The sequence below is a fragment of the Glaciimonas sp. OK215 genome, assembly GCF_057787885.1.
This window is the reverse complement of the sequence record NZ_CM173544.1, coordinates 2,251,770-2,277,389: the sequence shown is the minus strand read 5'-3', so window position 1 is coordinate 2,277,389 and position 25,620 is coordinate 2,251,770. Positions and strand designations below refer to the sequence as shown.

Here is a 25,620-nt window from a genome sequence, read left to right as displayed (position 1 = left end):
CGACGCGCCGGCACCCTGGTTTAGCCGGCGCCAAGAAGATCGTGCGCGTTAAGAATGGCATACACAATGTCCGGATTCTTCTCGAGACACCTGCGAATGGCGGCGGGAATGGATTGTCGCGTCTTCCTGCAAAGCCCGGGGCGTTCCGCCAGCCGGATGCTAAGGCCGCGTGCTGTGCGTACTTCGCGAATACTTGGCGTAATCTGAAGGACAATGCCCAGCTGTGCCTGCATGCGTTCTTCGATATGCCGCAAGTCGGCATAGCTGATAATACTTTCAATGCGCGCAATGAGTCTTTTCTCATCCTCGGCTGTCAACCTCAGTATGCGAAGATCGCCGCAAGGGTCATTCAACAGGTCGCCCCGATCGCAGGTGCAGGCACCGGGCGGGCACTCCTTGCGGATCGGAACGGGGATAGCTTGGGACATAGGGATCACACTGCGGATCTTTATCGTAACGTGACGGAAATCTTACATCGATCCCCTGCAAATTCACACTTTCTTGACAAACTCCGATTTCAGGCTCATGGCCCCGAAACCATCGATTTTGCAGTCAATGTCGTGGTCGCCGTCAACCAGGCGAATGTTCTTGACCTTGGTACCCATTTTGACGACTCCCGCAGACCCTTTCAATTTCAGGTCCTTGATCACACTGACTGTATCGCCGTCCTGCAACACATTGCCCGCTGAGTCGCGGTAGACCTTGACGCCGTCTTCAGCAGACTCGGCGGCGTGCACAGGCCATTCATGGGCACACTCGGGGCAAATGTAAAGGTTGCCGTCTGCGTAGGTAAATTCAGAATTGCATTTTGGGCATGCTGGTAGAGCGCTCATGGTGTCGTTCTTTCGAGTAAGGCGATAGCCGTAAAAAGGAAGGCAGTATACCGCCTTCCTTCCTGTTGATACGCTACAGCAGCGCTGCACACAAACCAGGCTAGCAAACTATGCGTCCATAAGACCTGACTGCAAGTCAGCGTGGTATGAAGAACGCACCATAGGGCCGGAGGCGACGCGTGAGAAGCCCAGCTTGATGGCTGTGATGCGCAACGCCTCGAATTCCGCCGGTGTGACATAGCGTGCAACCGGAAGGTGGTGCGGGCTCGGTTGCAGGTACTGGCCAAGTGTCAACATGTCGACCTGATGGGCGCGCAGGTCCTGCATGACCATTTCGATCTCTTCCAGCGTCTCACCCAAGCCCAGCATCAGCCCGGATTTCGTCGCTACCTGCGGGTGGCGCTGCTTGAAGCGCTGCAACAGCACCAGCGAGTTGCTGTAGTCGGCGCCGGGACGGGCCTCGCGGTAAAGGCGCGGAATCGTTTCCAGGTTATGGTTGAAAACATCCGGCGGCGCCTGCCCCAGGATATCGAGGGCGACATCGACGCGGCCGCGGAAATCGGGTGTCAGAATCTCGATCTTGATCCCGGGACTCAGGTCGCGCGTCTGTTGAATACAGTCAACGAAATGCGCGGCGCCGCCATCGCGCAAGTCGTCCCGATCGACCGAAGTGATCACGACGTAGGACAGCCCCATCGCCTTGATCGTCCGCGCCAGGTTCTGCGGTTCTTCCGTATCCAGCGGATTCGGCCGGCCGTGACCGACGTCGCAAAACGGACAGCGCCTGGTGCAGATATCGCCCATGATCATGAAGGTCGCGGTGCCGCTCTTGAAACACTCTCCGATGTTCGGACAATTCGCTTCTTCGCACACCGTATGCAAATGATTTTCGCGCAGTATCTCTTTCAGGCGCAGCACTTCGCGCGTACCGGTGAATTCGGCCCGGATCCAGGCCGGTTTGCGCAGGTATTGCGCCGGTTCGGTGGGGATGATCTTGATCGGAATACGCGCCATTTTTTCTGCGCCGCGCAGTTTTTTGCCCGCTTCTACCGGACGCTGTGCCAGCTTCGGTTCACTCATCGCTTCTCCACTATCGGACATTCTTGCGCCCTGTTGTTGAAATACCTTAGCCGCGGTAATAGCGTTGCGGCGTGAAAGGTGTCTTGGCAACGAGCACCGGGACCGGTTTGCCGCGCACGATCGCTTGCAGCGCCGTGCCGGGACTGGCATGGGCCAGGTCTACGTAGCCCATCGCCACCGGTGCGCCGACTGTCGGGCCGAAGCCACCGCTTGTGACCTGGCCGACCACGCTGCCATTCGCATCGACCAGTTCGGCCCCCTCGCGCACCGGCATCCGATCTTGCGGCAGCAGGCCGACCCGTTTGCGTGCAACGCCTTCGGCCAGCTGGCGCAAGATGATGTCCGCGCCCGGATAGCCGCCGGCCCGCGCACCCTCGACGCGACGCACTTTGGAGAGCGCCCACGCCAGACTTGCTTCTACCGGCGTCGTGTTAACGTCCATATCGTGGCCGTACAGGCAGAGTCCCGCCTCCAGCCGCAACGAGTCCCGCGCGCCCAGGCCGATAGGCGCGACCTCGGGCTGCGCCAGCAGCAGTCGCGCCAGCGCTTCAGCCCGATCGTTCGGCACGGATATCTCGAAACCGTCTTCGCCGGTGTAACCGGAGCGGCTGATGAAACATTCGGCGCCGGCCAGCGTGGCGACGGCCGTGTGCATGAATATCATCTGTGCGGTGTGAGGCGCCAGGCGCGCCATGACAGTCGCCGCCTCCGGCCCCTGCAACGCCAGCAATGCGCGCTCGCTCAGTTCTTCGACTACGCAACGGTCCGACAGATGCTTTTGCATATGCGCCAGGTCTTGTTGTTTGCAGGCGGCGTTGACCACCACGAACAGGTGGTCGCCGCCATTCGCCACCATCAGATCGTCGAGTATCCCGCCGTTCTCATCGGTAAATACCGCATACCGCTGTGCATTCACTGGAAGGTCGAGGATATCGACCGGCACCAGGCTTTCCAGCGCAGCCGCGGCATGTTTTCCGGTCAGGCGCACCTGCCCCATATGCGAGACGTCGAACAGGCCCGCACGCGTGCGCGTGTGGCTGTGCTCCTTGAGTACGCCGGTCGGGTACTGCACCGGCATCTGATAGCCGGCAAAGGGCACCATCTTCGCGCCCAGCTCCAGATGCAGGTCATACAACGGGGTGCGGGCAAGCGCTTGTGTGGTGGTATCCATAAAAGTGTCCTTGTTTATTTAATCGGAACAGGCCAACGTCTCAGCAGCATGTCAGCACTCGATCACGTTGACGGCGAGCCCGCCCCGTGACGTTTCCTTGTATTTTGTTTTCATGTCGGCGCCGGTGTCGCGCATGGTCTTGATCACATTGTCGAGCGAAACAAAGTGCCTGCCATCGCCGCGCAACGCCATCCGCGCCGCGTTGATCGCCTTCACCGAGCCCATCGCATTGCGCTCGATGCAAGGCACCTGCACCAGTCCGCCGATCGGATCGCAAGTCAGTCCCAGGTTGTGCTCCATGCCGATTTCGGCTGCATTTTCGACCTGCGCCGGTGTGCCGCCCATCACCTCGGCCAGCGCACCGGCGGCCATCGAACAGGCGACGCCGACTTCCCCCTGGCAACCGACTTCCGCACCGGAGATCGATGCGTTCTCCTTGTACAGAATCCCGATCGCCGCTGCGGTCAGCAGGAAACGTACAACGCCGTCGTCGTTCGCACCTGGAACAAAGCGGTGGTAGTAATGCAGCACCGCCGGAACAATCCCGGCCGCGCCGTTGGTCGGTGCCGTCACCACGCGTCCGCCCGCCGCATTTTCTTCATTCACGGCCAAGGCATACAGGTTGACCCAGTCGAGCGTCGTCAACGGGTCGCGCAGACTGATTTCCGGCTGGGTCGATAGCTTGCGATACCACTCGGCGGCGCGGCGCCGTACTTGCATCGGGCCTGGAAGAACGCCTTCTTTGGCACAGCCGCGTTTCACGCAATCCTGCATTACCTGCCAGATATTCAGCAGTCCGCTCCGGATCTGCTCGTCGGAACGCCACACCTTCTCGTTCTCCAGCATCAACTGGCTGACCGAGAACTGATTGGCGTGGCACAGGGCCAGCAGCTCCGCTCCGCTGTGGAACGGATACGGCAGTGTGGTGGTATCCGACACGATGCGATCCTGGCCGGCGGCATTTTCATTGACGACGAAGCCGCCGCCGACCGAGTAATAGACTTTGTTGGCAAGTTCGGCATTGTCGCTATCGAACGCCGTAAAACGCATCCCGTTGGGGTGGTAAGGCAGCGTGCGCTGCCGATACAGCAACAAATGTTCTTTCTCGATAAAGGCAACTTGCTTCTGCCCGAGCAAATTGATGCTTGCGGTGCTGCGGATCTGCGCCAGCTTGTCGGCAATCGTTTCGATATCGACCAGGTCCGGTGTTTCGCCGAGCAGCCCCAGCAGGACCGCCTTGTCGCTGCCATGGCCTTTGCCGGTTGCACCGAGCGAGCCATACAGCTCGGCCTTGACCGTATGCGTACGTGCCAGCAAGCCGTTTTCCTTCAAACCGCTGACGAACAATAGCGCCGCCCGCATCGGTCCCACCGTATGCGAACTCGAGGGGCCGATGCCGATCTTGAATAATTCAAATATGCTGATGGCCATTTTCCGACACTCCTGCAGGCAATGCGATGCGAACTTTCAGCTCATTCGTAATCGGAGATGGGTGGGCATGAGCAGACCAGGTTACGGTCGCCATACACGTTATCCACACGCCCGACCGGCGGCCAATATTTGCTGTTTTTCCTGAGCGACGCCACCGGGAATACCGCTTGCTCACGCGTGTACAAACGATCCCACTCCCCGGTCAGATCCATTGCCGTGTGCGGGGCATGCCTGAGCGGGCTGTTTGCGGCCGTGATACGTTCGTCTTCGACTTCCTGGATTTCATGCCGGATCGCGATCATCGCTGCGCAAAAACGATCCAGCTCCTCTTTGGACTCGCTTTCGGTCGGTTCGATCATTAACGTCCCGGCGACCGGAAACGACATCGTCGGGGCATGGAAACCGAAATCGATAAGACGTTTCGCAACGTCATCAACGGTGATCCCGGTCTTGTCTTTCAACGGCCGCAGATCGATGATGCACTCATGGGCAACGATGCCGTCCTTGCCCGCGTACAGAATCGGGTAATGCGGCGCCAGGCTGTGGGCGATATAGTTGGCATTCAGGATCGCCAGCTGGCTGGCCTGCTTCAGGCCGCCGCTTCCCATCAGCGTGATATAGGCCCAGCTGATCGGCAGGATATTCGCGCTGCCCCACGGTGCAGCGGCGACCGGTGCAATACCGGTTTCGAGCATCCGGTGTCCCGGCAGGAACGGCGCCAGATGGGCTTTCACGCCGATCGGACCGACGCCAGGGCCGCCGCCGCCATGCGGGATGCAAAATGTTTTGTGCAGATTCAGATGCGATACGTCGCCGCCGAATTTGCCGGGCGCGCAGAGGCCGACCATCGCATTCATATTCGCACCGTCGATATACACCTGGCCGCCGTGCGCATGGATGATGTCGCAAATTTCGCGAATCGCCTGTTCGAACACACCGTGGGTCGAAGGGTAAGTGATCATCAGCGCGGCAAGATCCGCCGCATGCTGGTCGGCCTTGGCTTTCAGGTCGGCGACATCAACGTTGCCGTGGTCGTCGCAGCGCACGACCACCACCTTCATCCCCGCCATGTGGGCGGTGGCCGGATTGGTGCCGTGAGCGGAGCTGGGGATCAGGCAGACATCGCGCTGTCCCTCGCCGCGACTTTGATGATAGGCGCGGATAGCCAGCAGCCCCGCATATTCACCTTGCGATCCGGCATTCGGCTGCAGCGACACCGCGTCGTAGCCGGTACAGACGCACAGCATCTGTTCCAGCTCGCTCACCAGTTGCTGATATCCCTGCGCCTGCTCGAGCGGCGCGAATGGATGTATCGCGCTGAATTCCTTCCACGTGACCGGAATCATTTCGGTCGTCGCGTTGAGTTTCATCGTGCAGGAGCCGAGCGGAATCATGGTGCGGTCAAGCGCCAGGTCCTTGTCGGCCAAGGCCCGCAGGTAGCGCATCATTTGCGTTTCGGAGTGATGGCTATTGAATACAGGATGCGTCAGGAAGTCGCTGGTGCGGGTCAGCGCCGGCGGGATCCGGTCGTCGACAGCGGCTTCAACTGTCGCGAATGAGAGTGCCGGTTGGCCCTTGGCGGCAAAAATGCGCCATAGCGTTTCGACTTCGTCGGCGGTAGTGGTCTCGTCGAAGGAAATGCCGACCTGATCGGCTGCCACAGTGCGCAGATTGATCGCCTGGGCGCGCGCCGCGGCGTGTATCGCCTGCGTGTGGCCGACGGTGCGTACCGTGATGGTGTCAAAGAAATTCGGCGTCAACACCTCATAGTCGAGCTGGCCCAGGCCGGCGGCAAACGTAGCGGTCAGGCGATGCACGCGTTGCGCGATGGTTTTCAGCCCTTGCGGCCCGTGATACACCGCGTACATGCTGGCGATATTCGCCAGCAGCACCTGCGCCGTACAAATGTTGCTGGTGGCTTTTTCACGCCGGATATGCTGCTCCCGGGTCTGCATCGCAAGGCGATACGCCTTGTCGCCGCGACTGTCGATCGAGACCCCGACCACGCGCCCTGGCATCAGCCGCTTATGCACATCCTTGGTTGCAAAGTACGCCGCATGCGGACCGCCGTAACCGAGCGGTACGCCGAAACGTTGTGAAGAACCGATGGCGACATCGGCGCCAAATTCCGCGGGAGGCGTCAACAGCGTCAGCGCCAGCAAATCGGCGGCGACGACAACCAGCGCGTCCTTGCTGTGCGCGCTGGCAACCGTGCGCGCATAATCGTGAATCCCGCCGCTGAGTACCGGATACTGCAACAGCACGCCGAAACACTCCAGGCCGTCCAGCGCAGTAAGGTGGTCGCCCACCACGACGTTGATACCGATCGGCGCCGCACGGGTGCGCACCACATCGATGGTTTGCGGATAGCAATCCTGGGAGACAAAGAAAGTCGTGCTCTTGCTTTTCGATACCCGCTGGCAGAACGTCATGGCCTCGGCCGCCGCAGTCGCTTCATCGAGCAACGAGGCGTTGGCGATCTCCATCCCGGTCAGATCGGACACCATGGTCTGGAAATTCAGCAGCGCTTCCAGGCGGCCTTGCGATATCTCCGGCTGATACGGCGTATAGGCGGTATACCAGCCGGGGTTTTCGAGCAGATTGCGCAGAATGACGGTTGGCGTATGACAGTTGTAATAGCCCATCCCGATATACGACTTGAATACCTGATTCTTCTCCGCGATGGTGCGTAGCGCTTCCAGCGTCTCTACTTCATTCAGGGCGCTGCCGAGATTCAGTGGTGCGTCGGACAGAATCGCCGCCGGCACCACATTTTTGATCAATGCGTCAATTGACTCGTAGCCCAGCGCGGCAAGCATGTTTTGCTGGTCCGCTTCGCCCGGCCCGATATGCCTGCCAACAAAATCCGTATGCTGCAATAAATCTTCAAACGCTGGCCGTATCTGCGCCATGGTGTCCTCTCGCAATGCTGTCTTGTGTAAATGTGAATTCGAATCGATGATGTGGCGCTCAGCCCAGGCTGTCGAGGAAGGCCTTATAGCCGGCCTCGTCCATCAGGCCGTTTAATGCGGCAGCATCGCTCACCTTGAACTTGAAGAACCATCCTGCGCCCATCGGGTCTTCATTGACCTTGCCGGGTTCGTCCGCCAGAACGGCATTGGTTTCAGTGATGACGCCGGCAGCCGGCATCATGATTTCGCTCGCGGTTTTTACCGACTCGATCACGGCGGCTTCTTCGCCTTTTTCTATCTGTTTGCCGATTTCCGGCAACTGCACGTAAACCAGGTCGCCCAGATGGTCTTGCGCAAAATCGGTGATCCCGACTGTCACCAGGCCGTCATCTTCGATCTTCAGCCATTCATGTTCTTCGGTATATTTCGTCGCGCTCATTGCTGATCTCCGTTATGAGGTTGTGGTTACTCGGTGCCAAAAGCGTACACGTTCAAGGCTGGAGCGTATCCAGTCCGCTCCCTTGTATTGCGTTTAATCCGTGTCGTGAAACGCCCATTCCAGGCGGCTTCAGACCAGTTATGCACTTTTTCGCCAGATGCGAAATTGTAAAGTTTTGTAGATTGCTTTTGCAATCAATTACAGATTCAAATAGTTTATTAATGAATATATTCAACTATCAAAGCTTTAAAAAAATAAAAATTATTCGAATAATTTTTAGATTTTAAAAATCGATGTTCGCAATACCGCTGCCATTGCAGGATAACCGGCAAAAGAACAAAAAAGTGAAAATCATGCACCAGTCGATAACGCGCCGCTGAGCGACGCGACGGCCGGTCGGAAAGTGCCTTACTCCAGCCTGAAGCCAACCTTGATAGTTACCTGGTAATGAGAAATTTTGCCATCCACGATATGGCCCCGGGTTTCGATAACCTCGAACCAATCCATGTGCTTGAGGGTCAGTGCCGCCTTGGAAATCGCGTCGCGTATTGCCTCATCAGTGCCATTTATTGACGACCCGACGAGTTCGACCAGTTTGTAGGTGTGAGCGGACATGGCATTCCCCTTTATTGGGTTGTTGAAATATCGGGCTATAGGTTAGCAACCTGTCGGACTTAGGAAGAATCGGCTGCAAAAGCGCCTGAGCGGTCCATATTTCACTGATTTTTTGGTCAATAGTCCCGCTATTGACACAAAAAATCAGCAAAATCTGTCCTCGCTCAGGCACTTTTTCGCTTCGATTTCCTAAGTCCGACAGGCTGCTGCTGTTGTCTCCATCATATGAGCCAACCGGTTAATTTTCCATAAATATATTCAGATGCCTTCATGGCTTTGATGGAAGCGGAATGGATGGTGTCGGCAACGGTCAGGCCACTCTTGAACAATGGCGATTGGCTAAATCACATTGCGTTCCAGCAATGGCTTGTTTTCAACGATGCGTTGCACGGACAATCCAGACAGATCAAGGCTGGTATAGCCGCCATCGACGATCAACTCCGCCATCCCGCGGCCGACCGCCGGCGCCTGTTGCAGACCATGCCCGCTAAAGCCGTTTGCCAGCAACAGATTCGGTATTTCCGGGTGCGATCCGAGGATCGCGTTGTGATCAAAAGTGTTGTACTCGTAGTAACCGGCCCAAGCCCGTTGCAATCGTATTGCTTCGAATGCCGGTACCCGCTGAGCCAGCGTCAGCCAGGCCTGATCGAACAGGCCGTAGTCGACGTCCAGCGGCGGGTCGTTAACATCGTTCTCCGGCGGCAAGCCGCAAATCCAGTATTTCCCTTCCGGACGGAACCATAAGCCGCCGGGATCGATAACCAGCGGACAATCGGGCGTCTCCGCCGGACTTGAAAATACATAGACACAGCGTTTTCGTCCATGCACCGGCAGATTGAAACCGGTCGCATCGATCAACGGCTTTGCCCACGCGCCGGCCGCATTCACAGCCCAATCGCAGCCTAGCTCCGTGCCATCTGTCAGACGCACGGCGCTCGCCCTGTTTTGTGAGCAGACGAAACTTTGCGCCTCTCCTTTGACGTAGCGGACACCCAGGCTTCTCGCCTTGTGCCGGAACGCCATCAGCAAACCGTAGCCGTCAAACCATCCCTCGCCACTCAAGCCAAGCGAGCCCAGGGCCAGATCGTCGGTATTCAACCAGGGAAATCTGGCGGCCAGTGCGGCCGGCTCCAGCAATGCGGCGTCAACGCCATGCTGTCTTTGTATCTGATGGTTCTGGCGCTGGATATCCGCGGCGCCGGAGCTGGCAAGATACAAATACCCTTGTTCGGTTAACGCGAGATCGGGGATCTCCCCATCGACTGCCAGATGGCTTTCAATTTCCCGCAGGAAGTTGATGCCAAACTGGGAAATGGCAATGTTCACTGGCGACGTATATTGTTGCCGGATCGCACTCGCCGAGAGTGTGGATGAAGCGTTGGTATAAGTTGAGTCCCGTTCAATGACCGTCACCGTTCCGGGAAAACGAGGATTCGAGGCAAGAAAATAAGCGATGGCACTACCAATTACACCACCGCCGACAATAACGACATGTTTCATTTGCGTAGTCATGGATAAATATAATTCCGATAGTAAATTTATTTACCATCGTATATTTACATGCATTGAAAAGCGAACAGATCGACACCCGTTTGCTTCACAAAATCGCATTTATTTTTGCCAGGCCGAAGAGAGGATAATTGCAACGACAACGCAGCCCCATGCTGTCCATCAGGAACGTAAGATTTCTTATAGCATATTTTATTTACTATAATGCACAATCAGATGAACAAAAAGCAGGAGCATCCATGGCAACTACACGTCAAAAAAACCCATCTCTCAACATCGATCAACCCAAAGGGCCTGCGCCGCGCAAGCGCAAGTCGACCAAGTCTTTGAATGGCCCGCTCTCCGGCCTCCCTGCGGCGCCACGCGCTACCGCCCCGGGCCGCTCAGACCGTTCAAGCAGCGCCTCTCTGGGCGAGAATCTGCATTCCATTCGGAATGGCCTGAACCTGACTCTCGCAGAGGCCGCTCAAATGACGGGTACCGGGGCTTCAACGCTGTCGAAAATAGAAAATGGGAAAATGTCGCCCACCTATGACGTCTTGCAGAAAATCGTGAAGGGCCTGCAAATCGACCTGGTCGACCTGTTCGACCGGCGTGTGCATATGCTGCCTAGCGGGTGCCGTGCCATTAACCGTTCCGGCACGGGAACTTTGCATGCAACTTCCAAGTATGTGCATGAGGTACTGGCAACGGAGCTTTCGCATAAGAAGTTCCTGCCCTTTCATACCAAGGTGACGGCAAGAGTTCCTGCTCTGACGCCGGTTGAACGCCAGGAGCCTGTGAGTCGTCCAGGCGAAGAATTCGTCTTTGTGCTGTCGGGAGCGGTCGAATTACACACCGACTGTTATGCGCCGTCACGCCTGGAGGTCGGCGACAGCATTTATTTTGACAGCGGGATGTTGCATTCGCTGGTCTCGGTCAGCCCGGAAGACGCGCAAGTGTTGTGGATCGTCAGCCAGAACTGATTGGGTGCAATAACCAGGCAATGCTTACATTTTGAGCAGACAACTACCTGAACGATAACTTGCGCCACCAGCGGCCATGGATTCCTTATCCAAGGCCGCGTGGCACTATGCTGCCGTCTTCGGATCCAGCGTCCGGCGCAAGGCCTCGAAAAACAGTTCCGACTGCAGACGTTCGCCCTGCAGTTGCCGGGCGACGCGTGCTGCCAGTTCCGCGGCAACCGGCCGCAAAGCCCTGCCGGTTGCGCCCGCGAGGACTTGGGCGGCGCAGGCACGCTCCAGATAGTACAGATCGTCGTAGGCGTAATCGATGCGCTCGCCGCACACGACGACGCCGTGATTGCCAAGAAAAACGATATCGGCTCCGCGCATGGCGTTGGCGATCCGCTCGCCTTCGGACCCGTCTAGCGCAAGGCCGTTGTACTGGTCATCGACGGCGATCCGGCCGTGGTAGCGCATCGCGTTCTGCGACAGCGTCGTGTCCAGGCCGCGGTCCTCGGTCAAGGTCAGAGCGGTGGCGTAAGGCATATGGGTGTGCAGCACGCAGGTCTTGCGGGCGATGCGATGGATCGCTGCGTGGATGAACATCGCCGTGGGTTCGACTTCGTGGCGGCCGGCGAGCTTGTGGCCGGCCGCGTCGATCAGCACGATGTCTTCGGCTTGTATCTCACTCCACAGCAGGCCGCGCGGATTCAGCAGGAACAGGTCGCCATTGTCAGGCAGCACCACGCTGAAGTGATTGCAGACACCTTCGCCCAGCCCGTGCTGGGCGGCGGCGCGCAGGGCCAGCGCGAGATCGGCCCGCAATGCCGCCACGACGGGCGAGTTGAAGTATGTTTCGATGGCGGAGGAAGTCGGGGTCATGGGAGTCTTCTGGCAGGTTTCGGATGCGATCATTTCGGGAGAGCCGGGTTCAGGTGACGGGCTGACCCTCAGCTTCGTTGCGCGTTAACCAAGGATTTTTGCCGCATAGCAGTCTCCAGGGATCGAACGGAATGCAGACGACGCTCTAATACAGCCAGTATAAATACATGCTGCGATACGTTTTATCAATATCTATGCAATTTTTGTGAACATTTCTCAAAGAGCACACTTAAAATGAAACGTAGACCGGATAAATCAGCCTAGCCGCTCATGCCGGCAAGCCTACGGGAAGAATCTCGCAGCCCGTCGAAAATGCTGTCGATCAGCTGCTGCGGAAACTCTTGCGGCAACTCTTGTGCCACCCGATCGATGACTTGCGGGGTCGCCGCAATCAGCTCGTCCACCACGTCACCGGCGCTGATCCCATAACCGCATTTCAGCGCCGTTGCGTCAATATGACGTCGCATGAGGCTATCCGCCAGATAGTGTCGATTCTTCCCGAGCCAGGCCATGGCCATCTTGACGCGCTGGCGTGGGATCAGATTTTCTCCCTTGCCGATAATCGGCCATGCAGACAGAACGTCATACATGGGTGTGAGCCGGTAGCGATCTCCCGCTTGCAAAAATATACTGAAGTTTTTGGCGTGCCCGTCGGTGGCGCGCAGCATCCAGAACACTAGTTGCGTCTTCAGAAAAGTGCGTATATCGGCATCGCGCGCAATCGATTGTCCCAGCAATGTGGCAATCCGCTCCATCCCGGGACCGCCGTCTGTTTCGTACTTGTGGGCGGCAGGCGTTCCGGTCGCTTGACAAAAATCTTCCTGCGGCAGACGCAACCAATGCGTCCCTGCGCGCGCCATCATTCTGTCGAAACGCGCCACGACCAACGCCTTGGTCTGACCAAAGGTGGTGATGGCCGACTGCGCCACAGGAATCTCGAAAGCATGCAGAATGCGCGAGCACAACCACTCGTTTTCCACCGAGGTTGTCATGTCCGCGCGCCGATTGCCCACCAGTCCCATCGGCAGCTTGAAAATGTGTGTCGTCGGCGTCGCATGCAGCGGCTTGCACCAACGCCCTGTATGCCAGAGCAAGGCGGTCTTCTCTTGCGCGCCGGCGATTGACAGACGCAAGTCGCCTTCATCTTCGGGCACCAGCGCGCTCGGCGTGGTGATCGCTTGTTGTATCAGCCGCTCAACGCCGATCTCATCCAGAGCTACGGCGTCTATGGTCTCAAGGTTGTCCGGCGCCTCTCCCGGCGGCAGCAGTTGAACTGCACCGACACAATCGCGGCCGACTGCCGCCAGCAGCGCATACGCACCTGTGTCCGCCGCCTTGAATTTAGACTGCAGCCGTTTTCGGATCACCTCGTTATCGGGCAAAAGATTATCGAAAAAATCATTGACGACGCTGCCTTTGACAACCCGATTGCCTGGAATGGCCGGTAACGACAACGATAACGAGCGAAATGCCGGCGACGCAAACCAGCTTTCATCGTAGGTAAACGAAGGCTCCGTGTGCGGCGGCAAACTCCAGAGACCCATTTGCTCACCATTCATCCAGACCGCAAGGGATTTGGTGTTTGACGGACGCCCCATTACCATTCCGATTGTTGGGAGGCAGAAACATCTGCCGTTCCGGGCCTGTCCTGAACGACCAGTTCAAGCCCTAAAGCACCCATCAGGCGCAGCAGGCGCTCGACGGTTATCCGCCCCGGATTGAGCTCAAGAACGGAAAGCCGCTCCTGGCTGATGCCGGCTTTCTGCGCCAGCGCCGCCTGCGTCAGGGATTTGGTCTTGCGACACCCCTGCAACAGCTGGCCTAACTGCTTTTCTGTAGAAATAATTTGTTTCATAAAATATCCCTAAAGCGAATATAAGCATATTATTCCAAATACGAATAAATACAAGTTATTCTTAATACGAATAAAACCATGATATTCGTATTCCGGATATCGCGCATGGAAAGTACCTGGCCAATAAGCGGTAAGGCCCGCACCGGATTTCACCGGTGCGGGCCTGCGTTGCCAACGGGCTTTCAGTCAGAAGTCAGAGTTTAATTGATGCGGGGCTGGCGTCGGCTTTGAAAGTTGGCAGGCTCCTTTCAGGAAAGGGTGGTTTTGATGATGGTTTTCAGTTTGGGGGGGCTTGCTGCACTTGCTGCGCGTGTTCCCGGATACTCGATAAGGTGGCCGTCGGCGTAATCACTTCCGGCGACAGGCGGATTTCAATCACTGCCGGCAGGCCGCTGGCAAGCGCTTGTTCAAACGCCGGCATGAAGTCCGCGGTGTTCTCGACCACTGCGCCGAACGCGCCGAACGCGTGTGCGTAAGCCGCGAAATCCGGATTGGTCAGGGCTGTGCCGTACACGCGGGCGGGATATTCACGTTCCTGATGCATCCGGATCGTGCCATAGATGCCGTTATTCACCACAATGAAAATCACCGGCAACTTGTATTGCATCGCCGTCGCCAGTTCCTGGCTGGTCATCATGAAGCAGCCGTCCCCGGCAAACGCTACGACGGTGCGTTCCGGGTACAGCGATTTGGCGGCAAGCGCCGCCGGTACGCCATAGCCCATCGCGCCGCTGGTCGGCGCCAGTTGCGATTTGAAATGGCGGAACCGGTAGAAGCGATGCACCCAGGTAGCATAATTCCCGGCGCCGTTGCAGATGATCGCATCGGCCGCCAGACGGTCGCGCAGATATTCCATGATCTCGCCCATCTGCACCGGTCCCGGCACTTGCGGCGGCGTACTCCATGCCAGGTAGTCGGCATGCGCAATCGCGGCCTCGGCAGGCCACGCAGGCGGCGCTGCGGGATGCAGCCCCGCGACCGCGGCGGCAAATTCCGGCATGCCGGCGTTGATCGGCAAGGTGGCGGCGTACACACGGCCCAGCTCTTCCGCGCCGGCATGCACATGCACCAGGCGCTGGCGCGGCAACGGAATGTCGAACAGGGTGTAACCGCTGGTGGTCATCTCCCCCAGGCGCGGGCCGATCGCCAGCACCAGATCGGCCTCCTTCACGCGCTGCGCCAGCTTCGGATTGATGCCGATGCCGACATCGCCCGCATACAGCGGGTGCGTGTTATCGAACAGATCCTGGAAGCGGAAGGCACACGCGACCGGCAATTGCCAGGCTTCGGCAAAACGGCGCAGGTCCGCGCACGCTTGCGGCGTCCAGCCGCTGCCGCCGACAATCGCCAGCGGTTTTTTGGCCTGCGTCAACAATTCGGCCAACTGCTGCAGCGCTGCCGGCGTTGGGGCGGCGGCGACACGCTGATAGGCCGGCACTGCAGGTACGCTGACCTGATCCAACAGCATGTCTTCCGGCAGTGCCAGGACGACCGGGCCGGGGCGGCCCGAGACAGCGGTTTGGAAGGCACGGCGCACGTATTCCGGAATCCGGCGGGCATCGTCGATCTGCGCCACCCATTTCGCCATTTGTCCGAACATGCGGCGATAGTCGATTTCCTGAAATGCTTCACGGTCCATGCAATTGCGCGCGACTTGCCCGATGAACAGGATCAACGGCGTCGAATCCTGAAACGCGGTGTGGATGCCGATCGATGCGTTGGTGGCGCCGGGCCCGCGCGTCACCATCGCGATGCCCGGTTTCCCGGTCAGCTTGCCGTAGGCCTCGGCCATATTCGACGCACCGCTTTCGTGCCGGCATACGCGCAAGGCGATCTGCTCGCGCGCGTCATACAGCGCATCGAGCACATCAAGATAACTTTCGCCCGGCACACAAAACACATGGTCGACGCCATGCGTGATAAGACTATCGACCAGGATTTTTCCACCGCTGCCGGTGTGAATTAAATCAGCATGCATTCTTATCTCCTCGTGACTGACCAGACAGTTGATGCGCCGTCTTCAGACGCGCGACGCCGGTCTCGATGGCATCCGGCTCGGCCATTGCAAACGACATCCGAAAACTCGCCGTGTCGGGAGCGGCGGCAAAAAATGCCGCTCCGGGAACGTACATCACGTTTTCGGCGATCGCCTGCTGCAGTAACTGCGATGCGTCGCTGCCGTCACGCCAGCGCGCCCAGATAAACATGCCGCCCTGCGGCCGGACCAGGTCGAGCGATCCGGCGAAGTGCCGGTCCAGCGCCTGCAGCATGGTCTCGCAGCGCAGGCGATAGGCCGCAATCAACCTGGCCAGATGCGGCTCCAGCCGACCCGACAACAGATATTCGGCGGCCGTCAATTGCATCCAGGGTGCGGTGCAGAGGTCGCTGGTCTGCTTGGCGATGACCGCGCGGCGCCGGATTTCCGGCGCTGCCAGCAACCAGCCGATGCGCAAACCCGGCGCCACGATTTTCGACAGACTGGACAGGTACACCAGCCAGTCGCTGGCACCGGGAATGCTGCTCGCCAGTTCGCGCAGCGTGGGTAGCGCGCTGCCGGAAAAACGCAGCTCGCCATACGGATCGTCTTCGACGATCACGATCCGGTAGCGGACCGCAAGTGCCAGCAACTTGTTGCGCCGCGCCAGCGATAACGTGGCGCCGGAGGGATTGGCGAAGGTCGGTACGACGTAGACCAGTTTCGGCCGCAACTCACCGCGTGCCAGTTGCTGTTCGAAGGCATCGACATCCAGTCCGTCGGCATCGCTGGGAAGCGCACAGATGCGCGCGCCGGCGATGCGCAACGCCTGAATCGCCGCCGGATAGGCCGGGCGCTCGATCGCCACGCTGTCACCCGGCGCGATCAGCACACGCAACAACAGCTCGAACGCCTGCTGCGAGCCGGTAGTGACCAGCAACTCATCGGCCGCAGCCTTGATGCCGCGCTGCTGCATCAGCGTCAGCAGTGCTGCGCTCAGGCTGGCAACCCCTTCGGTCGCGCCATATTGCAGACAAGCCGCAGGATGCTTGCGGACCGCCTCGGCCGCAGCCTGCGCCAATCCGTCGGCGTCGAACAGCGACGGTGCCGGATAGCCGCCGGCAAACGAAATCATCCCCGGCTGCGCCAGATACTTGAACAGTTCCCGAATCGGCGAGCCCTGGGGTGCGGAAAATTGTTCGGTGAAAGAATACATGGCGGTCATCCTTTGAGAAAAAGCGTCCCCACGAAACCCGCGGTTCCGATTTTTCTTCGTTTTGTTTTTAAGCTCGGACGGAGTCGCCGAGGCTTATCCGTCTGATCTGTTTAAGCTGGGAAGACCATCAGCGCTCGACCGTGCGATTCCAACGGTTGTTCCAGTCGTTGCGCTTTTCGTTGATGACGTTCCAGTCCACCGTGTTGACGTTTTTCATCAACTGATCGACCTTGCCGATCTTGGCCTGCACCGACTCCGGCACTTTGACGTTCTTGTTGATTGGAATCGTGTTCGCGTTATCCATGGCCTTGGTTTGGGCCGGAACGCTCAATAGATATTCAACCAGTTTTTGCGACAGATCGGGTTCCGAATTGTTCTTCAGTGCGCACGCACCGACCATCAGCAATACCGCGCCTTCCTTCGGCGTGGCAAATTCGGCTGGAATACCCTTGGCTTTCAGATTCGCAATCGCCGTCGGCGTCAGCGGGAAAATCGCGGCTTCGCCGGTCTGAACCATTTCCGAAATCTTGGCCGAGCTGGACAAATATTCCAGCACGTTCGGACCGACCGTGGCCGACCATTTCTGGAAGCCCGGTTCGACGTTCTTGTCGCTGCCGCCCAGCTGGCGGTTCAGCATCAGGAAGCTGTGCAGGCCGAAGGTGCTGCTCGAAATCGACTGGAATACCACCTTGCCCTTGTATTTCGGATCGGCGAAATCCATCCATGAATTCGGTGCCGCCCAGCCTTTTTGATCAAACATTTTCTTGTTGTAGCCGATCCCGACCGTACCGAGTTCGATCCCTACCGCCTGATCGTTGGCCATGCGGGCATACGGATAAATGTCCTTGAATACCGGCGCGTCATTCAGCTTCTGGCACAGGCCCATGCCGATCGCGCGGTACATCACGCCATCGTCGAGGAACACAATATGCATCTGCGGCTTGTCCTTTTGCGCCTGCATTTTGGCGATGATGTCGGACGAGGTGCCGGGAACCACTACGATTTTCACGTTATTGGCTTTTTCGAATTCCGGGAAAATATAGCTGGTGTAATTCTTTTCCATGCTGCCGCCGTTCATGCCCACATACAGGGTGCGCGTTTGCGCACTTGCCGTGGCGGAGATCCCCAACGCCGACAGAAGGCTTGCTACCAACACCAGATGCTTGAATTTCATGATTCTCACTCCTCGAAGATTAAACGACTCCATGGGCCCCAATTTTCTGCTCACGACGCTGAGCAACCTGATCCTGCCAAACTGAATCTTTGAATGCCAAATGGCGCAATCGGCGTTGCGGTCGTACCGTGCAGCACCAGGTCGGCCAGCACCTCGCCGACTGCCGGCGCCAGCTGAAATCCAGCGCCGGAAAAACCGAACGCATGCAGCAGGCCGGGGGTCGTGCGGCTCGGTCCGATCACCGGCTGGTCGTCCGGCATCGCGCCCTCGACCCCGGTCCAACTGCGGATCACCAGCGCATGGCGCAGCGCCGGGATGATGTCGCAGATCAGGCCCATGGCATGCAAGGTTGCCGCCGATGCCGGCCGCGTCGCCGCCGGCGCCAGCCGATCGCCGCCGCGCCCGCGGCCGCCGCCGATGACGAAGTTGCCGCGTTCCACCTGGCGCGCATAAAAGCCGCCGCCGACGATCCCCAGATTGACGGCCATCAGTGGCGGCAATGGTTCGGTGACACACATATTCGGATAAATCGCTTGCTCCGGCACCGGCTCGCCGAAGCGGGCGGCAATGTCTGCGCCCCAGGCACCGGCACAGTTCAGCAGGAACCGGCTCTGCACTTCCAGGCCATTGCCGGTGCGCAAGGTGAAATACGTACCGTCGAAGGTGGCGCTGTCGACGGCGCTGCCTTCGCGTATCTGCGCGCCCTGGCGTTTCGCCGCCAGCGCAAAGGCCGCAGCTACCAGGCGCGGATTGGCATGGCCATCGGCGGCACACAACGATGCGCCCGCCACTTCCTTGCCCAGCCACGGATAGCGGTTATGCACCGCTTCCCGTCCCAGCAATTCGAGCTGCAGGCCAAACGGCCGGGCCAGTTCGCGATACGCTTCCAGGGTTGCCATGTCGGCCTCGCTGCGCGCCAGCTTCAGATGGCCGGAGATGACATATTCGCCGTCGCTGCCGATGACTTCCGGCAGACGCTGCCAGATAGCGTGCGCACGTTGCGCCAGCGGCAGCTGGATCGGCGCGCGGCCCTGGCGCCGCACGCCGCCGTAATTGACGCCGCTAGCAGCAGCGCCGCACCAGCCCTGCTCCAGCACCACCACCGAGCACTGCTGACGGCGCAGCGCCAGTGCGGCAGAGCTGCCCATCAGGCCGCCGCCGATAATCGCGACCTCAGCTGTCAGTCGCTCAGTCATGGCAGCTCCGCTGAACACGGTGCAACTTCTTGCTCCAGCATGCCGACCGCAACCGGAAACGGCTTGACCGGCGGCTGTCCGCGCAAACGGCCGACCTCGGCCACGGTTTTGCCGGAGGCGCAGGCCAGAATCTCGGCGGCGGCCGCGCCACAAACCCGTCCCTGGCAGCGCCCCATGCCGACCCGGGTCAGGGCCTTGAGCCGGTTCATCTCGACGGTGCCGGCAGTGTGTACGCTACGGCGCAATTCGCCGGCGGTGATTTCCTCGCAACGGCATACGACCAGATCGTCCGCGCATTCCCGAGCCCAGTGCACCGGCACCGGAAACGCGCTCTCCAGTCCGCGCCGGAACGCTTGAATCCCTTGCAGTGCGCGCTCGATGCGCGCGCTCTGCGCGGCTGCCACCGGCTTGCCAATATCCTGCAGCAACGCCAGTGCGGCCCGCTGTCCGGCCAGTTCCGCGGCATCGGCTCCGGCGATCCCGCTGCCGTCGCCGGCCAGATACACGCCCGGCACGCTGCTGCGACCGGCGCTGTCGCGCACCGGCAGCCATTGCTGATTGAGGCTATCGAATGCAAAGGCACAACCAGCCAGATCGGCCAGCTGCGTTTCCGAACGCAGTCCGAAACCGGCAGCCACCGCAGCGCAATCGAGCTGCTCCGACTTGCCATTGCGCTGCCAGCGGATCTGGCGCACCTTGAGATCGCCGCTTACCGCGATGTTATCCACGCCTTCGACGATGCGGATCCCGTGGCTGCGCAACCAGGCGACAAAATACAGGCCCTTGGCCAAGGTCAGCGGCTGCCGCATCAAGTGGGCGGCGGCGCGCGCCTTGCCCGAAAACGATGCGGTATCGAGCACCGCCGCAATCTCGGCGCCCGCCTTGGCATACTGATAGGCGACCAGATACAGCAGCGGGCCGGAGCCGACCAGCACGATGCGCCCGCCGATCACGCAACCCTGCGCTTTCAATGCCACTTGGGCCGCACCCAGCGTGTACACGCCCGGCAACAGCCAGCCCGGGAACGGCATGATGCGATCCATCGCGCCGGTACACAGGATCAGCTGGGAAAAGCCCAATACCTGATGCCGGCCGCGGCACAGCAAGTCGAGCTGCGCGCCGTCGCAGTTCCACACCAGGGTTTCCGGCCGATAGTCGATCTGCGCGCGCAACCCGGCAAAACAGCGATGAATCGCCTCGGCCTTGGCGGACTCGAAACCATACAAGGTCTTTTTGGAGCGCTGGAATCCTTCCGGCGGCTGGCGGTAGATTTGCCCGCCGGAGCGCACATTTTCATCCACCAGCACCGGGCGCAGTCCTGCAGCCACCAGGGTTTCGGCGGCCCGCACACCGGCCGGGCCGGCACCGACAATCACAATCGCGGGCGCGCTGCTCATGCAGCACCTCCGATAGCGCCGGTCAGCAAGCGCATGCCCGGCTGAATCAGCGTGGTGCAAGCCCGCAGCGGCGCGCCGTCTTCAGTGCGCATCCAGCAATCCTGGCAGGCGCCGATCAGACAGAATCCGGCGCGCGGCATGCCGCTGAACTCCGACACGCGCACGCGCTCGCCGTGGGTCAGCACCGCTGTCAGGACGCTGTCACCGCTTAGTCCCGTCACGCGCTCGCCATCGAGCCAGAACTCGACCGGCGGGCGCTGCGTTTCGGCGACTCTGGTCAGCAGCGTCATGTCTGTTGTCCAATCAACACCTTGTCCAATCCATAGACCCGATCCAGAATCAGCATCGCGACGCCGGTAATCAAGATCATCAGCGCCGATACCGACGCCATCATCGGATCGATCGACTCGGTGGCATACATGTACATGCGCACCGGCAGCGTCATGGTCGCCGGCGTAGTGACAAAAATCGACATGGTCAACTCGTCGAAACTGTTAATGAAGGCGAGCAGCCAGCCCCCGGTCAATCCCGGCAGAATCATCGGCAGCGTGACGCGCCGAAACACGGTCCATGATCCGGCCCCGAGCGACTGCGCGGCCTGCTCGGCGCTTTGGTCCATCCCGACCACCGCCGCCAGCACCAGGCGCAACACATAGGGCGTAATCACCACGATATGCGACACCACCAGCCAGCCGAACGAACCGGTCACGCCCAGCGCCGCAAACAGACGCATCAAGGCGACGCCGAGCACCAGGGTAGGAATGATCAACGGCGACAGAAACAGCGCATTCAGGAAATCGCGTCCCGGAAACTGGAAACGCCCGATCGCCAGCCCGGCAGGCAGCGCGAGACATACCGACAGCGTGGCCGACATGAACGCCAGTTGCAAACTGGTATAGAACGACTGGACGAAATTGGGATGCTCGAATACCGCCCTGAACCAGCGCAACGAAACACCGTGCGTCGGCAGCGACAGCGTGTCTTCCGGCGTAAACGCTACCAGGCAGACAATCAGCAGCGGCGCCAGCACAAAGGCCACCACCAGCGCATGAAAGAGCAATGAAACCGGACCATTTTTACGCATCTGGCTTCTCCCTTAACCCAGCACTTTGGAATACTTGCGTTCCAAAATCCGGTTGTAACTCAACATGATCAGCAGATTCGCGACCAGCAGAATGATGGCGATCGATGCGCCCAGCGGCCAGTTCAGGGAACCCAGGAATTCGTCGTAGACAGTAGTCGCCACCACCTTCAGCCGGCGCCCGCCGAGCAAGCCGGGAATCGCAAAGGCGCTCGCACTGAGCCCGAACACGATCAGGCTGCCGGAAAGAATGCCCGGCAAAATCTGCGGCAGCACGATGCGGCGCAGGATCGTCGGTTGGGACGCATTCAGGGACAGCGCCGCATGTTCGACCGTCGGGTCGAGCCGCTGCAGCGAGGTCCAGACCGGAATCACCATGAACGGCAACATCACATGCACCAGTGCGACCACCATTGCGCCGGTGGTATACAACAGTTTTGCCGGCGGCAGGCCAAGCCCTTGCAGCATCGAATTGACCACGCCGTTGGCGCTCAGCAGCATGCTCCAGCCAAACGCGCGCACCACCACCGACACCAGCAACGGCGCCAGAATGACGATCAGGAAAATCGACCGCCACGGCTTCTGCATGCGGCTCAGCACATACGCTTCCGGCGCACCGATCAGGATGCAGATCAGGGTCGTGAGGCCGGCCACCCAGAAGGTGCGCAGGAAAATGCCCTGATAATACTCGTCGTTGAATACCTGCCAGTAATTGCTCAGGCTGTAACTTGCCTTGATGCCGGTATTGGCATCGAAGCCGTTGAAGGACAGGATAAACGTCAGCAGCAGCGGCACCAGGACCATCGTGCAAAACACAATGATGCCGGGTGTCGTCAACAGATACGGCACCGGCGACACGCTCGGCTTATCCATGCTGCACTCCACCCGCCTGACGCCGGACTACGTGCATCGCCTGTGCCGACCAACGCAATGAAACCTGATGGCCGGCCACGCATTCCGACTGGCCGCAGTTCTGCCAGATCGCCAGCACATCGCCCAATTCGGTGCCGATGCGGTACAGCCACTGATTGCCGAGGAAAAAACTGGCCTGTACGTGACCCCGGATCATTTCATCGTGCAGGCCGCAGCGCTCCAGTTTTTCGGGACGCAGACACAGCGTCGCCTCATCTCCGACCTGCAGGCTGCTGTCGGTGACATGCAGCAACTGGTCACCGACGCGCAGCGCCGCTCCTTGCGCGCTTTGCGATTCGACCTTGCCGACAAACAGGTTGGCCTTGCCGACAAACTGCGAGACAAACTGATTGGCTGGATTTTCATAGGTATCGAACGGCTTGCCGATCTGGACCGCGCGCCCGGCTTCCATGACCACCACGCGGTCGCTCATCGACAGTGCTTCCGATTGGTCGTGCGTCACCATGATGGTGGTGGTGCCGACCTTGCGCTGGATCTCGCGCAATTCGATCTGCATGTCCTCACGCAGCTTGGCGTCCAGATTCGACATCGGTTCGTCCAGCAGCAATACCGGCGGTTCAATCACCAGCGCCCGCGCCAGTGCGACACGCTGGCGCTGGCCGCCCGACAGCTCGCGCGGATAGCGATGGCTGAACTTATCCAGATGCACCAGCGCCAGCGCACGGCGCACCCGCTCTGCGCTTTCGCCGTTGGGAATCTTGCGCATCTCGAGGCCGAACCGCACGTTGTCGCTGACCGTCATGTGCGGGAACAGCGCATAGCTTTGAAACACGATGCCGAGGCCGCGCCGGTTCGGTTTCTCGCGCGTGATATCGCGCCCATCGAGAATCACCTGCCCTTCCGTGGCATCGACAAAACCTGCAATCATCTGCAGCGTGGTGGTCTTGCCGCAGCCGGAGGGCCCGAGCAGCGACACGAACTCGCCTTTTTCAACCGTCAGATCGAGTTTCTCGACTGCGGTGAAATCGCCGTAATGTTTCGACAGATTTTCTAACTTCAAAAAGGACATGCGGATCTCCTGTTGCGGCCCGTTTTTATACTTCTCAATGCGACCAGTGCTTGCAAGCTGTTACGACTTACTCGATATCAAACTTCACGCCCTGCGCCAGCGGCAGCGTGCGACTGTAGTTGATCGTATTGGTGGCGCGACGCATATAGGTTTTCCAGGCGTCGGAGCCCGATTCGCGGCCGCCGCCGGTGTCCTTTTCGCCGCCGAAGGCACCACCGATTTCGGCACCGCTGGTACCGATGTTGACATTCGCCAGTCCGCAATCGCTGCCGGTGGCCGACATGAAGGCTTCCGCTTCGCGCACGTCGTTGGTGAACACGGCCGACGACAGCCCCTGAGGCACGGCGTTGTTGAGGCGGATCGCGTCGTCGAAGTTGTCGTAGCGCACCACATACAAGATCGGGGCAAAGGTTTCGTGATGCATGATCGCGCTCTGCTGCGGCATGCGCACCAGCGCCGGACGGACGTAAAACGCGTCTGCGTCGCCGTTCACCTGCACCCGTTCGCCGCCGCTGACCACACCGCCTTCCGACCTGGCCTGCGCCAGGGCGTTTTGCATGGCGTCGAACGCCTGCTGATCGACCAGCGGGCCGACCAGGGTTTCCGCATCCAGCGGATCGCCCACCTTGACGCTCGCATACACACGCTCGATACGGCTCACCACGTCGTCATGAATGCTGCTGTGCACGAACAGCCGGCGCAGGCTGGTACAGCGCTGTCCGGCGGTGCCGACTGCGGAAAAGGTCAGCCCGCGCAGCGCCAGACTCAGGTCTGCGCTGGGGGCGATGATCATGCCGTTGTTGCCGCCCAGTTCCAGCAGGCTGCGTCCGAGCCGTTCCGCCACCGCAGTAGCGACCTTGCGCCCCATCGCCACACTGCCGGTCGCGCTGACCAAAGGCACCAGCGGCGAACGGGAAATGACTTGACCGATGTCGGCGCGGCCGATCAGCACCTGGCACAGTTGCTCCGGCACGACATCCGGACGCTGCTGCGCAAAACGCGCCACCGCCTGGGCGAACAGGGATTGCACCGCAAGCGCGGTGACCGGGGTTTTTTCCGACGGCTTCCAGATCACCGCATTGCCGCAGACCAGCGCCAGTGCGGCATTCCAGGCCCAGACCGCAACCGGGAAGTTGAATGCGGTAATGACGCCGCAGACGCCGAGCGGATGCCAGGTTTCCATCATGCGATGACCCGGACGCTCGGAAGCGATGGTCAGGCCATACAGTTGACGCGACAGGCCGACCGCAAAATCGCAGATGTCGATCATTTCCTGCACTTCGCCGATGCCTTCGGAGAGGATTTTTCCGGATTCCAGCGTGACCAGCTGGCCCAGTTGCGCGCGATTCTCGCGCAGGACTTCGCCCAGCAGACGCACCAGTTCGCCGCGCACCGGCGCCGGCACCACGCGCCATTTTTCGAAAGCCTGCTGCGCATTCGCAATGGCCGCCTCGGCCTCTTGCACGGTATGGGTGCGCAGCGAAGCGATGGTGGCGCCATCGCGCGGCGAACGCGCTTTCAGATCGGCGCCTGTCTGTGAAGAACAGTCGAAACCCAGTTCGTTGAATAAGGTTGAAGCTTGCATGGTGGTGTCCTTTCAGAGAATTCGAAGGTGAGTATAAGTAATAAACAGTTGACTTTGAAAGGTAAAAAATTGCAGTACATCATTACTTTTAGTCATGTCCAAACGGGTGCGTTGCTCCGCTACCCGAACGCCTCGGCGAGGTGCGTCGCTCGTCAGTCTGGTGCGCGGCATAAGACACCCTGTCGAGACTGCCCCGGCAAGCTATTTTGCCGTTTTATCTGCATCCGATTGGCATGAATCTCCCGGTATACGGAGCATTACAGCGTAACCATTTTTGCACCAAAGTATGACTTTTTGTAGTGGAGAGCCGGCCGCGACTCCCCGACAGTCCGCCGGATGCGTCCGCAAATTTCAATGGCCTGCGGCATTTTTCCGACTTTTTT

At 59.5% G+C, this 25,620-nt stretch carries 23 protein-coding genes; 1 reads left to right on the top strand and 22 read right to left on the bottom strand.

The window, feature by feature from the left end; all coding sequences use genetic code 11:
• Positions 1-20: 20 nt before the first annotated feature.
• The 9 genes from AC3CHX_RS10220 to AC3CHX_RS10180 form a co-directional block, all read right to left on the bottom strand.
• Complete coding sequence (locus AC3CHX_RS10220) at positions 21-428, bottom strand: hypothetical protein (protein ID WP_488643903.1); 408 nt, start codon at positions 426-428, stop codon at positions 21-23.
• A 63-nt stretch (positions 429-491) separates the two neighbouring features.
• Positions 492-833, bottom strand: coding sequence for a zinc ribbon domain-containing protein YjdM (locus AC3CHX_RS10215; protein ID WP_488643902.1), 342 nt, complete (start codon positions 831-833; stop codon positions 492-494).
• A gap of 108 nt (positions 834-941) precedes the next feature.
• On the bottom strand, positions 942-1,934 hold the full coding sequence (lipA, locus tag AC3CHX_RS10210) for a lipoyl synthase (RefSeq protein WP_488643901.1): 993 nt from the start codon (positions 1,932-1,934) through the stop codon (positions 942-944).
• Positions 1,935-1,959: 25 nt separating this feature from the next.
• Positions 1,960-3,084, bottom strand: a complete 1,125-nt coding sequence (gene gcvT / locus AC3CHX_RS10205) for a glycine cleavage system aminomethyltransferase GcvT (protein WP_488643900.1) — start codon at positions 3,082-3,084, stop codon at positions 1,960-1,962.
• 51 nt (positions 3,085-3,135) lie between these two features.
• Entirely contained in the window at positions 3,136-4,515 is a 1,380-nt protein-coding gene (locus tag AC3CHX_RS10200) for an L-serine ammonia-lyase (protein WP_488643899.1), read from the bottom strand.
• A 41-nt stretch (positions 4,516-4,556) separates the two neighbouring features.
• A complete protein-coding gene (gene gcvP / locus AC3CHX_RS10195; RefSeq protein ID WP_488643898.1) occupies positions 4,557-7,427 on the bottom strand; it encodes an aminomethyl-transferring glycine dehydrogenase in 2,871 nt (956 codons plus the stop codon).
• A gap of 58 nt (positions 7,428-7,485) precedes the next feature.
• A complete protein-coding gene (gene gcvH, locus AC3CHX_RS10190) occupies positions 7,486-7,866 on the bottom strand; it encodes a glycine cleavage system protein GcvH (protein ID WP_488643897.1) in 381 nt (126 codons plus the stop codon).
• A gap of 408 nt (positions 7,867-8,274) precedes the next feature.
• Complete coding sequence (locus AC3CHX_RS10185) at positions 8,275-8,481, bottom strand: dodecin (RefSeq protein WP_488643896.1); 207 nt, start codon at positions 8,479-8,481, stop codon at positions 8,275-8,277.
• A 339-nt stretch (positions 8,482-8,820) separates the two neighbouring features.
• Positions 8,821-9,981, bottom strand: a complete 1,161-nt coding sequence (locus AC3CHX_RS10180) for an NAD(P)/FAD-dependent oxidoreductase (RefSeq protein WP_488643895.1) — start codon at positions 9,979-9,981, stop codon at positions 8,821-8,823.
• Positions 9,982-10,229: 248 nt separating this feature from the next.
• Here AC3CHX_RS10180 and AC3CHX_RS10175 point away from each other — a divergent pair, with 248 nt between their 5' ends.
• Positions 10,230-10,955, top strand: a complete 726-nt coding sequence (locus AC3CHX_RS10175) for a helix-turn-helix domain-containing protein (protein ID WP_488643894.1) — start codon at positions 10,230-10,232, stop codon at positions 10,953-10,955.
• A gap of 105 nt (positions 10,956-11,060) precedes the next feature.
• Here AC3CHX_RS10175 and AC3CHX_RS10170 read toward each other — a convergent pair whose 3' ends face one another.
• The 13 genes from AC3CHX_RS10170 to amaB all read right to left on the bottom strand — a co-directional run bounded on the left by AC3CHX_RS10170 (position 11,061) and on the right by amaB (position 25,237).
• A complete protein-coding gene (locus AC3CHX_RS10170; RefSeq protein ID WP_488643893.1) occupies positions 11,061-11,816 on the bottom strand; it encodes an aldolase in 756 nt (251 codons plus the stop codon).
• A 260-nt stretch (positions 11,817-12,076) separates the two neighbouring features.
• Positions 12,077-13,414 (bottom strand): type II toxin-antitoxin system HipA family toxin, encoded by a 1,338-nt coding sequence (locus AC3CHX_RS10165; RefSeq protein ID WP_488643892.1) that lies wholly within the window; start codon positions 13,412-13,414, stop codon positions 12,077-12,079.
• A complete protein-coding gene (locus tag AC3CHX_RS10160) occupies positions 13,414-13,671 on the bottom strand; it encodes a helix-turn-helix domain-containing protein (protein ID WP_488643891.1) in 258 nt (85 codons plus the stop codon). Before AC3CHX_RS10160 ends, AC3CHX_RS10165 begins: the two co-directional genes overlap by 1 nt.
• 277 nt (positions 13,672-13,948) lie before the next feature.
• Positions 13,949-15,649 carry a thiamine pyrophosphate-binding protein gene (locus tag AC3CHX_RS10155; protein ID WP_488643890.1) on the bottom strand — a complete coding sequence of 567 codons (1,701 nt, stop codon included), beginning with the start codon at positions 15,647-15,649 and terminating at the stop codon, positions 13,949-13,951.
• Positions 15,639-16,862: an aminotransferase-like domain-containing protein gene (locus AC3CHX_RS10150; RefSeq protein WP_488643889.1), complete on the bottom strand. Its 1,224-nt coding sequence runs from the start codon at positions 16,860-16,862 to the stop codon at positions 15,639-15,641. Before AC3CHX_RS10150 ends, AC3CHX_RS10155 begins: the two co-directional genes overlap by 11 nt.
• Before the next feature lie 127 nt (positions 16,863-16,989).
• Positions 16,990-18,036, bottom strand: a complete 1,047-nt coding sequence (locus AC3CHX_RS10145) for an ABC transporter substrate-binding protein (RefSeq protein WP_488643888.1) — start codon at positions 18,034-18,036, stop codon at positions 16,990-16,992.
• 50 nt (positions 18,037-18,086) lie between these two features.
• Complete coding sequence (locus AC3CHX_RS10140; RefSeq protein WP_488643887.1) at positions 18,087-19,232, bottom strand: NAD(P)/FAD-dependent oxidoreductase; 1,146 nt, start codon at positions 19,230-19,232, stop codon at positions 18,087-18,089.
• Positions 19,229-20,629, bottom strand: coding sequence for an FAD/NAD(P)-dependent oxidoreductase (locus tag AC3CHX_RS10135; protein WP_488643886.1), 1,401 nt, complete (start codon positions 20,627-20,629; stop codon positions 19,229-19,231). Before AC3CHX_RS10135 ends, AC3CHX_RS10140 begins: the two co-directional genes overlap by 4 nt.
• Positions 20,626-20,919 carry a (2Fe-2S)-binding protein gene (locus AC3CHX_RS10130; RefSeq protein WP_488643885.1) on the bottom strand — a complete coding sequence of 98 codons (294 nt, stop codon included), beginning with the start codon at positions 20,917-20,919 and terminating at the stop codon, positions 20,626-20,628. Before AC3CHX_RS10130 ends, AC3CHX_RS10135 begins: the two co-directional genes overlap by 4 nt.
• Positions 20,916-21,713: an ABC transporter permease gene (locus AC3CHX_RS10125; RefSeq protein ID WP_488643884.1), complete on the bottom strand. Its 798-nt coding sequence runs from the start codon at positions 21,711-21,713 to the stop codon at positions 20,916-20,918. Before AC3CHX_RS10125 ends, AC3CHX_RS10130 begins: the two co-directional genes overlap by 4 nt.
• 12 nt (positions 21,714-21,725) lie before the next feature.
• On the bottom strand, positions 21,726-22,583 hold the full coding sequence (locus AC3CHX_RS10120) for an ABC transporter permease (RefSeq protein WP_488643883.1): 858 nt from the start codon (positions 22,581-22,583) through the stop codon (positions 21,726-21,728).
• Positions 22,576-23,652 (bottom strand): ABC transporter ATP-binding protein, encoded by a 1,077-nt coding sequence (locus AC3CHX_RS10115; protein WP_488643882.1) that lies wholly within the window; start codon positions 23,650-23,652, stop codon positions 22,576-22,578. Before AC3CHX_RS10115 ends, AC3CHX_RS10120 begins: the two co-directional genes overlap by 8 nt.
• 67 nt (positions 23,653-23,719) lie before the next feature.
• Positions 23,720-25,237, bottom strand: coding sequence for an L-piperidine-6-carboxylate dehydrogenase (amaB, locus tag AC3CHX_RS10110; RefSeq protein ID WP_488643881.1), 1,518 nt, complete (start codon positions 25,235-25,237; stop codon positions 23,720-23,722).
• Positions 25,238-25,620 lie beyond the last annotated feature (383 nt).